Here is a 10,504-nt window from a genome sequence, read left to right as displayed (position 1 = left end):
GAGCGTCGTGGCGATGGCCAGCGGGGCGACCATGTGCGCGGCATCGCTATGGCCATAGAGCAGGCGGTCGAGAACGGTCGCCCAGCTCATGTCCCGCACCAGCCGCAGCGACAGCCCTTCCGCTTCGGCAAAGCCATGCTCGCGGGCAAGGATCGGCAGGCACGCATCGACCAGCGGCAGGAACCCGACGGTCAGTTCGCTGGACATTGCTGGCTTTCCATCATGTGCCTCCCATCAGCTTGTGCGCGGTGACCACCGCTTCGGCGATCTCCGCGATCCGCCGGCCCTGGTTCATCGCGGTCTTGCGCAGTTCGGCATAAGCCTGCGGTTCGGTCAGGCCGCGGCTGTCCATCAGAATGCGCTTGGCCGTGTCGATCGCCGCGCGCTCGGCCAACTGGCCCTTGGCTTCGGCAAGGTCCGCCTGCAACCGCGAAAAAGCGTTGAAGCGGCGGACCGCCAGGTCAAGAATCGGACGGATGCGATGCGGGGCAAGGCCGTCGACTACGTAGGACGAAACGCCTGCGTCGATCGAGGCGGCGATCGCCTCGTCGTCGCTTTCGTCCACGAACATTGCGATGGGGCGGGCCAGCGCGCGGCTCACCGCAAAGTATTCCTCGAGCACGTCGCGCGAGGGATTGCCCAAGTCCATCAGCACAATGTCGGGATCGATATGCGCAATGCGGGCCACCAGGCCACGCCGTTCGGTAACAACGAACAGCTCGCAATCGTCGAGCGCGGCAAGGCCCTCGCCGATGACGGCGGCGCGAGAGGCGCTTTCATCGACGATGGCGATCCGCATGGCCCCTATTGCACTGCATCACGAGTGGTTGGCAATCTCTCACACAACGCGTTTGTGGATCCAGGCAGTGACTTGGCGACTGAGGCCCAGAAGGTGACCAAAAAAGGCCCTCAGCAAATATGAGGAAGTCGCGAGGCGAGGCACGTGAGGATCTAGCTGAGCTATTTTAAGCGGTTGCCCCACAAAATGCTTTGCAATGTTGCAATGGCATTTGTGGGCGCCCCTTCGGATGCAAGCAGTAAATCGGGGTATGTTGGCACGTAATCGGATGCTGTTACCCGCACATCTCGAGCGGATCGAACAGGTTGTCGATGTTGAAGCGACGGCTTGTCCTTGCTGTGGTGGCGCGCTCCACCAAATTGGCGAGGACGTGGCTGAGCGTCTCGATGTCGTGCCGACCAGCTTCCGCGTGCTAGTCACGCGCCGCCCGCGTTATGGTTGCCGCTCCTGCGAAGGCGCAGTCGTGCAAGCACGGGCACCAGCGCGGATCGTGGAGGGCCGCATTCCCACCGAAGCGCTGATCGCGCATGTGCGGTCACCAAGTACGCCGATCATGCCCCGCTTTACCGACAGGCCCAGATCTACGCGCGGCAAGGCGTCCAACTCGATCGCTCGACCTTGGCTGACTGGGTTGGCCGGGCGGCACGGTATCTGCGACCCTTCCGAGATCGCATTATCGAAGAGCTGCGACGATCCCAACGTCTGTTTGCGGATGAGACCACCGCCCCCGTACTCGATCCCGGACGCGGGTGGACGAAGACAGGGCAGCTCTGGGCCTATGCCCGCGACGATCGGCCATGGGGCGGCGATGATCCACCACTGGTGGCCTACGTCTACGCGCCCGGTCGCAAGAGTGAGAGCGCCCAAGCGCACCTGGGGAACTATTGCGGTATCCTGCAGGCCGATGGCTACAGCGGTTATCCCGCGCTGGCCAAGCGTGGCCAGCAGCTCAGCCTGGCGTTCTGCTGGTCGCACGTTCGGCGCAAATTCTACGAACTGGCAGGGAACTCCCCGGTCGCGGCAGAGGTGCTGCGCCGCATCGCCATGCTCTATGCCATCGAAGACCAGGTCCGGGGCACCTGGGCAGAACATCGCCGCGCTATGCGCGCCGAAGAGGCCCGCGTCATCGTCGATGACCTGCACCTCTATCTCGAGGCAAGGCTCCTCCAGGTCAGCGCCAAGAGCAAGCTCGCCGACGCTATCCGCTACGCCTTGACCCGCTGGACCGGGCTGTCGCTGTTCCTCGACGATAGCCGCGTCGAGCTGGATTCCAACTCCGTCGAGCGATCAATCCGGCCCTTGGCCCTGAATCGCAAGGACGCGCTCTTCGCCGGTTCGGATGAGGGCGGCGACAATTGGGCGGTGATTGCTACGCTTATCGAGAACTGCAAAATCTCGGGCGTGAACCCACACACTTGGTTGGCTCAGACCCTCGCCAAGCTCGCCAGCAGTCATCCAGCCAACGCCGTCGGCGAACTCATGCCCTGGATCGCCGTGGCCTGAGAACGTCGCTTACCGCTCTCGACGACGCGGCTATCGCGTTCCTGATTGCCTAGGTCTGTAGGAGCACCGGACAAAAAGAACCGCCGGTCCCTGGGAGCGGGACCGGCGGCGAGGGAGGGTCTGGTCAGAAACTGGCGCGCACGCCGATACGATACATCCGGCCGATGACGTCGTAGAGCAGCGGGTTCACGTCGATCCCGGTGTTGGTCTGTGGCGACGCGGCTGGATCGTGGTTGAACAGATTGTCCACCTTGGCATAGGCCGTGATCGCCTTGGTCACGTTGTACGTGGCGCCCACGTCGAAATAAAACGCGCCGGGCATGCGATTGTTGTCGATCGTGGGGTGCAGCGTGGCCTGCTGTGCGGTCTGCACCGGACAGTTGGTCTGGCATTCGATATATTCGTTGCTGATCTTGCCCGCGCTGAACCAGCGCTGGGTGAAGGTCAGGCTGAAGTTGTCGGTATCCCAGCTTTCAGTGGCGAGCACTTTCCACTTCGGCGTGGCCCCGGCGTTGACCCCGGCGCCTTGCGTGGGGATCGTGTTGGGCAGGCCGATATCGGTGATATAGTTGCGCACGTTGGTGGCTAGTGCGCGCAGGGTCAGGTTGCCAGGCACCTTGAGGCTGTCGAGCCGGAACTGGTAGCTTGCCTCGATATCGAAGCCGTCGGTGAAGATCGAGGCGAGGTTGAACGCCTGCACGTTGACATAGGGCGTGGCGGCATTGAGATCGAAGGCGCTGCACAGTTGCGTCACCCCGCCATAGCAGTAGTTCACTTCCTGCTGCGCGCTGAGTGAGGACACCACGCCTTTCACCTTGATGCGATAGTAATCGACCGAGAGGTTGAGGCCTGGCGCCCAGCCTGGGCGCGACAGCACGACCCCGGCCTCGGTATTGCGCGCGATTTCCGGCTTGAGTGCGGTGTTGCCGATCGTGTTCTGCTGCACGGTGACAGGCTGGTTGTTGTTGAACGGATTGGTCAGCCCCGGCACGGTAACCGTGATCGGCGCGGCATAGAGCTCGCTCAGGTTGGGCGCGCGCACATCGCGCGAGGTCACCGCGCGCAGGCGGATGCCGTCCACCGGCGTTTGCCAGGTGCCGCCGATCTTCCACGTGTAGACCGTGCCCGAGGTGCTGTAGTGCGTGGCGCGACCCGCCAGGTTGAGATTGGCCTTGCCGGCGCTGGGCGTGTCGACCAGCGGCAGGTTCGCTTCGAGGAAGCCTTCATAGACCGAATACTTGCCGCTGCCGTCGTGATAGTTGCCCGCGTACCAGTTGTTGCCCGCGGTGTTGAGCAGCGGATCGGCTGGGTAATCGGCGGTGTTGGGATTGCTGGCGGTGACCCCGTTGCCATAGGGATCGCCTTTCACGCGGTAGTATTCGTGGCGCCATTCGCCGCCGAATGCCAGCGAAACCGGGCCGGCCCAGGTGGAAAACGGCTGGTTGTTGAACGCGATGCTGGCCACGTCCTGGGTCTGGCGGGTGTGCTGGTGCGGGCCATGGGCAGGGGTGATATAGGCAAGCGTCGCCGCGCTGGGGGTGGCGCCGCCAATGATGTTGAGCGGTACGCAGCCACTGGCGCGTGCGGCCGGATCGGCGCAGGCGATGGTGCCGTCGTTCAGGCGCACCGCCTGGATCGCGGCGTTGTATCGGGCGTTGAGCGTGATGTTGCTCACCGTGATGTCGGTGATGTTCTCGCCATGCTCGACATAGGCGTCATAGTGCAAGTCGCTGCCCAGGAACGGGATCTTGCCCTTGGCTCCGGCGACGAAGCGATATTGCTCGCGCACCGGATTGACGTTGATGAACTTCGGCAGCACCGCGTTGCTGACGCCATACTTGAAGCTGGTGATGCCGTTGGCCGCGCACAGATCCTGGATCGAGGTGGGCACGAACGGGTTGGAGCATTGCAGGGTGAGCGAATTGGCCTTGGCCGCGCCCGGATTGGGTGTGTTGTTGGAGGTGACGCGCGCCACATTGACCGTGGCATAGACCTCGTTGTCATTATCAATATCGAAGCCGATGCGGCCATAGCCGTTGGTGCGGGTGATTTCCGATTGCAGGCTGGTGCCGTTGCCGACGTTGCCGGAAAGATCGCCGCCCACGCAGAAGCCGTTGTTGCAACCGGTCACGGTGCCGGCGGCGTTCTTGTCGGGCACGCCATTGGAGCCATAGACGAAATTGAACGGCTTGCCGCTCTGGTTGAAGGCGATGCCCTGGAGCGGGCCGGCCGTGATCAGGCCATACTTGGTGTATTGATAGGCCTGGGCATGCTTGCTGTTGCGGTATTGCGGCCTGCCATCGGTGTGCAGGCCGGTGTTGATCAAGGTTTCGGTCTCGTACCAGTCGCGCCCATTGGGGCCGGGGCCTTCGCCGAAACCATAGGCGGGAACGCCGTTTTCATGGCTGTATTCGCCGCTGACCACCACATGCAGGCGGCCATCCATGAAGGATTTCCCGGCTGCGGCCTGGAACGTGTAGTTGTAATCATCACCATAGGTGGTGATGCCGTTCTGCGCGTTGGCCTTGAAACCTTCGAAGTGCGTGTTGGTGACGAAGTTCACCACGCCGCCTACTGCGTCCGATCCATAGGATGCCGATGCGCCGCCAGTGACCACGTCCACCCGATCGACCAGCAATTGCGGGAACAGGCTGATATCAGGCACGCCGGTGACATTGGCGCCGACCACGCGCTGGCCGTCGAGCAGGGTAAGCGTGCGGATCGGCCCAAGGCCGCGCAGGCTGAACGAGCTGAGCCCCTGGGTGCCGCTGGACGTGCTGTTGGTGCCATAGGTGGCGCCGGTGCTGCCCTGAAGCGAAGGCAACTGGGCGATGGTGGTGAAGATGTTGGGCTGCGCGCTCTTGGCGATCACCGCCGCGCTGAGCACTTGCGTGGGGGTGGGCGCGCTGAAGCCGCTGGAGGTGATGCGCGAACCGGTGACGACGATTTCCCCGGTGCTGGGGGCGGGCGCCGCTGCTGGGGCAGGGGTTTCGGGCAAGGCGGCCGGTGCGGCCTCTTGCGCAAGCACTGGGCAGGCCCAGGCCAGCGCCACGAGTGCGGTGCCCTTGGCCAGGGCGGTGCGCAGCGGCCTGCTGCTCGACGTGGCGGTTGGCGTGGTGGTCATCGAAATCTCCCCCATGGCTGGTCCCTCGGCCGGTGGCGCTGCCCCGGCCTGGCTTGGTATCGCTAACAATCTTGCGCGTGGTCCTGGCGTTGGCAGCCCGGTTTCCGTGGTGAGGGCATAGGACCGCGGGGCGCCTGGCGCAGCCGCGACCATGGTCCTAATTGGGCGGGCGCCGGCGACGCGGCTAAGGACGCTGTTGACATGGCTGTCAGGCAACCCGCGCGGCGCACGCCATGCGGGGACGGCAAAGCAGGAAGGACAGAAGCGTGTCGGGCAAGATTGCAGGCCACAGCGTGGCGCCGCTGGCCATCGTGGTGATGGGCGTGAGCGGCAGCGGCAAATCGACACTGGGCGCGGCGCTGGCGGCGCGGCTGGACTGCCCATTCCTGGAAGGCGATGGATTCCATTCGGCGGCGAACGTCGCCAAAATGCGCGAGGGCATCGCCCTGACCGATGCAGACCGCTGGCCCTGGCTCGATCACCTGGGCGCGGCGATGGGCCAGGCGGTGCGGCAAGGCGGCGTCGTGGTCGCGGCCTGTTCCGCGCTGAAGCGTGCCTATCGCGAGCGGCTGGCTACCGCGACAGCCGAGCCGATCGCCTTTGCCCTGCTCGATGCGCCCTTGGCCGAACTGGCCCGGCGCATGGGCAACCGGCCAGGGCACTACATGCCACCGAGCCTGCTCGATAGCCAGTTGGACACGCTGGAGCGACCGGGCGCGGATGAGCCGGCGCTTACTCTCGATTCCACGCAGGGCCAGGATCGGCTGGCCGATGCGATCCTGGCCTGGATCGCCCAGCGCCTCGCAGCTTAGCGTTCCAGCGCGCTTGCAGGTTCCGTTCCCTCAGGGCCGTGCGGCAAAGAGGGCGTGGTGGGTGAGGATGTAGAGCGTGCGCCCGTCCTTGCCGCCAAACAGCAATTGCAGGGGACGTTCGGGCACGTCGATCCGGTCGATCGGGCGGCCTGCTGCGTCGTAGACGAAGACTTGGCCATTGGCGATGTAGACGCGTCCGTCTGGCCCTGATGCCACACTTTCCCCGCCGCGATCGGCAAAGGGTTGCAGGTCTGTCACTGCGCCGCCGGCGCCCAGGCGGGCGGAATAGGTCCGGTCTTCTGACTCGTTGCTCAGGAACACCCGCGCGTCGGGTCTGGCGGTGACTAGGCCATAGGCATCGAGCGAATCGGAAAAGCGCCAGCCGAGATGGTCGGCCGGGCCTTGCTGGAACACGCGATAGGCGGGGATGGCAAGGCTGCCATCGGGCGAGACATATTCCTGCGCCTTGGGCAGCGCCACATCGCGGGCGAACATCTCTGCCAGGGTGGTGAAGCGGTAGGTTGCCGGATCGAGCTGGCTGCGAAACTCACCGTTGACCCAGAGGTTGCCGGGCAGGACGGTGAGCCGGTCGGGGGCCGGTGTCGTGGCGGCGGCGGTGGGCGGGATCACCGTCAGCGCCTGCGCCGACGTGCCGGGTTTGAACGCATAGACCGTGCCGTTGCGGCCGAGCGCGGAGAGCACGATCAGATTGCCCGCCCGGTCCATGGTCAGATTGACCGGATCGAGCGGGGAGTCGCGTTCGGTGGTCAGCCCTTCGGTCTCGCTCCAGCCGTGAATGCGCTGCTGGAAATGATCGATGAAATAGAGCTTGCCCTGCGCGTCGACCACGCCGCCGCTGGCGGAGAAAAATCCGTCGGCGAGCTTGGTCACGGGCACCCTGGTCGCTGCCGGCGCAACCGGATTGGCGGGCACGTCGAGCACGGCAAATTCGCGTTCGCGCACTTCCAGGCCATGCGTCACGTCGAGCAGCGCGTTTTCGAACGGAAACTTGCTGGCGCGCAGGAACGTGGCGCAGCCGTTTTCGTCGCAGGTGGCAAAGCCGCTTTCGGCGTTCACGTGCACGTTGCGCAGGCGGATGTCGGCCGAACGCTCGATCCGCACGGCGGCACGGGCCGGCTGGCGCGAGCGGGTGACGCGATAGGCGTGGAGATTGGCGATCAGGATATTGCGGGATTCGCGGATGTCGAACGAGACGGCATCGGGGCTTTCGCCGGCTTCCTCCTCGGTCTGTGGCGCGAGGAATTCCCAGTTGGCGACGCGGGTGAGGCCGAATTCAGTGCGGACATGGTGCTCGGCTGAAATCTGGTAGACATGGCCGGGCGTCTGCGTGTCGGACACGACCATGCCGGCTTGGGCATAGGTATTGGGCGTCCAGATATTGGCAAAGGTGCCGCCGCCGCCCGCGTTCACCCACAGGCTGGGATATTGGCCACCCCAGCGCCGGCGCGGATCTTTGTCGGCGGTATGGGTGTCGTTGTAGGGATCGAAACGGGTGCCATCGGCCGCCAGCGTGCCGTGGCCGCCCTGGAATTTCACGTCTTCGACCAGCGAGCCGGCGCCCGATTGCCACGACAGCGCGGTGGCGCGCGGGTTGATGCCGCCGGTGAACAGGCCCAGCCCGGTGACAATGGCCTCTCCCCCGGCAGGAGCCAGGACCAGCGCGCGCGGCGCGCCGACGCCCTGGAACGCGGGCGTGCCATCGGGCAGCACGATCTGGGTGAGATCGGGGTGGAGCCCGATCAGCACGCTGTCGGGCCGTAGCGTCAGCGTATCGGTGACGACATAGCGGCCGATCGGGAAATAGAGCACGCGGTGCGTGGCGATCGCGCGTTGCAGGGCGGCGGTATCGTCGGTCCGGCCATCGCCGTTGGCGCCCAGTGCGCGCACGTTGGCCCATTGCGCCGGGCTGGGCAGCGCGCGGATCGCCGGGGCACGCGGCCGGGGCAGGGCGGCGAGCGCGGCCTGGTCCATGCGCGTTTCAACCGCGCCGGGCACACCCAGGCCGGGCATGGTGATGCCGTGGGTGAAGCTCTTTACCCGATAAACCGGCGCGGCGCCGGCCACGGTCTTGCCGCTTTCGCGAAAGCGGGCGAAGACCGGGGTGCGGCTGGCCACGGCGTTGTCGAAGCCGATCTGCGTATAGGCGTTGTTGGCGTTGGCGATGACCACGCCAGCCTGGCTGACGTTTTCAAAGCGCACGTCCTTGCCCCACAGCCAGTCGCCATAGCCTTCGTCTATGGCGATCCCCACCGGCACGTTGCGCAGCGCGACGTTGACCAGGGTGAGCCCGGCCTCGTGCTCGCGAATGGCGGCCTCGCGCTGGCCGTCGAATGTGGCGTCGAGCAGCGTGAACGGCCAGGCGGGGGAGGTCTTTTCGCTGAGGATGCCATAGCGGCCGCCGTGGAAATGCACGTCCTGCGCCATGTTGCCCACCTGATAGGCGCCGGCGAGGCCTGAACCGACCTGAAAGTCCATATGCCGCAGATAGGCGTGCTGCGCGGCGTGGAAACGCACGCCCACTGCCGCCGGATTGCCCGCGCCGATGGCAATGTCGATATTGGCCATGGCCGAATAGAACGCATCGGAATTGGCGTCGGCGATCGCGGGATTAAACGGCACCGCGTCGGGCGGGGGGAACGGCACTTTGCCCTCGCCGGCAGTGGGGCTGCCCTTGGGACCGCGCCCGGTGAAGATCACCATGGTGGCCACACCCTGCTGGAAGCCCGGTGTGGCATCGCCGAGCATCAGCACCGGCCGGGTCTTGCCCGTGCCGATCAGGCGCAGGCCTGGCCAGAGGAACAGCGAGCGGGTGATGCGATAGCGCCCGCTGGGCAGGAACACCACGCCTTCGCCGCGCGCCCCGGCCTGGTCCAGCGCCTGCTGGATCGCGGCGCTGTCGTCGGCCTTGCCATCGCCCACCGCGCGCACGGTGATCGCCTGGGTGTCGCCGGGCACCTGGTCGAACACCGATGGCGTCTTGGCCTGTGCCAGGGTTGGGGCGAGCGCGATGGCCGCCAGAATGCTTGATCCGATCATCCAGGCCTGCCGTGGCACCACGTTTCCTCTCCTCACCCGATCCGGCCGGGATAGCGGCTGGCGCGCGCCGGGGCAGGCGCGACCATAGTCTTAACTGTGTGGAATTTCAGGCGCTCAGGGCATCAGCCGCTTGCGCCCCTGCCACAGGTGCCAGCGCATCGCGAGCGCAGCGGCATCGCCATCCTGGGCGCGGATCGCGTCGACGACCAGTTCGTGTTCCTCAATCATGGCGTTGATCGCGGCGGGGGGGCGGGAGCGCGAGATATCGACCCCGGCGCGCAGGATGCGGTCGATCTCGTCATGCATGTGATCGAAGCTGGAGACGAAGATCGGGTTGGCGGTCGCTTCGAAAATGGCGCGGTGCAGGTCCATGTCTTCCACATGGGCCGGGCCACTCGCTTGCAGGGCGGCGCGCAGCGCGTCCATCGCGCGCTCGATCACCAGCATCTGTTCGGCCGAGCGGCGCTGCGCGGCCAGGCGTGCCGCTTCTGCCTCGAGCACCAGGCGCACTTCATAGCTGCCCATGGTGGCGGCAAGGTTCTGCATCGGCAGATGGCTGCCCAGCCGTTCGGACGGACGCCGCTTGACGAACGAGCCGGCGCCGCGCCGCGCTTCGGTAAATCCGTCGGAGGCGAGGCGGACCAGCGCCTCGCGCACCACGGTGCGCGACATGCCGAACATTTCCGCCAGGCGCGTTTCGGAGGGCAGGCGGTCGCCGATCTGGAGATCGTCGGTGTTGATCAGTTCGACGATCCCGGCATAGGCGCGATCGGCCAGGCGTTCCTCGTGCATGGTCCTCCCCTTCTTCAGACGAGCCATCCGGCGGCCAGCACCAGCACCAGGCCTACCACCGAAATCAGCGTTTCCAGCACCGACCAGGTGCGGAACGTGTCGGGCGTGCTGGTGCCGAGATAGCTGCGCACCAGCCAGAACCCCGGATCGTTGACGTGGGAGAAGAACACCGAGCCAGCGCCGATGGCAAGCACGGTCAATTCCGGCGAGGCGCCGGTGGCGGCGACCACGCCGGGCATGATGCCGGCGGCAGTGATCGTGGCGACCGTGGCCGATCCGGTGGCCAGGCGGATGCACACCGCCACTGCCCAGGCCATCGGCAGCGCGGGAATGCCGCCGTGGGCGGCGAGGTGGGCCAGGAAATCGGCCAGGCCGGCCGAGACCAGTACCTGCTTGAGCGCGCCGCCCGCGCCGATC

Annotated in this window: 6 protein-coding genes and 2 pseudogenes; 2 read left to right on the top strand and 6 right to left on the bottom strand. The window is 65.8% G+C overall.

Annotated features, from left to right (window positions below):
* Both H926_RS35205 and H926_RS0121925 read right to left on the bottom strand, forming a co-directional pair.
* A partial coding sequence (locus H926_RS35205; protein WP_043610946.1) for an ABC transporter substrate-binding protein occupies positions 1-207 on the bottom strand: 207 nt, incomplete at its 3' end.
* Positions 208-220: 13 nt separating this feature from the next.
* Positions 221-799 (bottom strand): ANTAR domain-containing response regulator, encoded by a 579-nt coding sequence (locus tag H926_RS0121925; protein ID WP_022678162.1) that lies wholly within the window; start codon positions 797-799, stop codon positions 221-223.
* Between the two features lie 262 nt (positions 800-1,061).
* Here H926_RS0121925 and H926_RS29795 point away from each other — a divergent pair.
* Positions 1,062-2,302 (top strand): annotated as a pseudogene (locus H926_RS29795) (IS66 family transposase); the annotation flags it as partial.
* 124 nt (positions 2,303-2,426) lie between these two features.
* Here H926_RS29795 and H926_RS0121915 read toward each other — a convergent pair.
* On the bottom strand, positions 2,427-5,426 hold the full coding sequence (locus H926_RS0121915; protein ID WP_022678161.1) for a TonB-dependent siderophore receptor: 3,000 nt from the start codon (positions 5,424-5,426) through the stop codon (positions 2,427-2,429).
* A 317-nt stretch (positions 5,427-5,743) separates the two neighbouring features.
* Between H926_RS0121915 and H926_RS0121910 the strand changes: the two genes are divergently transcribed.
* Positions 5,744-6,238 carry a gluconokinase gene (locus H926_RS0121910; RefSeq protein WP_082209292.1) on the top strand — a complete coding sequence of 165 codons (495 nt, stop codon included), beginning with the start codon at positions 5,744-5,746 and terminating at the stop codon, positions 6,236-6,238.
* Between the two features lie 30 nt (positions 6,239-6,268).
* Here the strand turns inward: H926_RS0121910 and H926_RS0121905 are convergent, their stop codons facing one another.
* The 3 genes and pseudogenes from H926_RS0121905 to H926_RS29790 form a co-directional block, all read right to left on the bottom strand.
* Complete coding sequence (locus tag H926_RS0121905; RefSeq protein WP_043610951.1) at positions 6,269-9,295, bottom strand: glycosyl hydrolase family 28-related protein; 3,027 nt, start codon at positions 9,293-9,295, stop codon at positions 6,269-6,271.
* A gap of 114 nt (positions 9,296-9,409) precedes the next feature.
* Positions 9,410-10,087 carry a FadR/GntR family transcriptional regulator gene (locus H926_RS0121900; RefSeq protein WP_022678158.1) on the bottom strand — a complete coding sequence of 226 codons (678 nt, stop codon included), beginning with the start codon at positions 10,085-10,087 and terminating at the stop codon, positions 9,410-9,412.
* A 14-nt stretch (positions 10,088-10,101) separates the two neighbouring features.
* A pseudogene (locus H926_RS29790) lies at positions 10,102-10,504 on the bottom strand (gluconate permease); the annotation flags it as partial.

This window comes from Novosphingobium sp. B-7 (assembly GCF_000410615.1).
GTDB lineage: Bacteria > Pseudomonadota > Alphaproteobacteria > Sphingomonadales > Sphingomonadaceae > Novosphingobium > Novosphingobium capsulatum.
The sequence above is the reverse complement of the archived record's forward strand: the minus strand, read 5'-3'. Positions and strand labels throughout refer to the sequence as shown.

What these genes read in the sequence shown, in the direction of transcription:
- H926_RS0121910 (WP_082209292.1), top strand. Translation starts at nt 5,744, where the DNA reads ATGGGCGTGAGCGGCAGCGGCAAATCGACACTGGGCGCGGCGCTGGCG.
- H926_RS0121905 (WP_043610951.1), bottom strand. Translation starts at nt 9,295, where the DNA reads ATGATCGGATCAAGCATTCTGGCGGCCATCGCGCTCGCCCCAACCCTG.
- H926_RS0121915 (WP_022678161.1), bottom strand. Translation starts at nt 5,426, where the DNA reads ATGACCACCACGCCAACCGCCACGTCGAGCAGCAGGCCGCTGCGCACC.
- H926_RS0121900 (WP_022678158.1), bottom strand. Translation starts at nt 10,087, where the DNA reads ATGCACGAGGAACGCCTGGCCGATCGCGCCTATGCCGGGATCGTCGAA.
- H926_RS0121925 (WP_022678162.1), bottom strand. Translation starts at nt 799, where the DNA reads ATGCGGATCGCCATCGTCGATGAAAGCGCCTCTCGCGCCGCCGTCATC.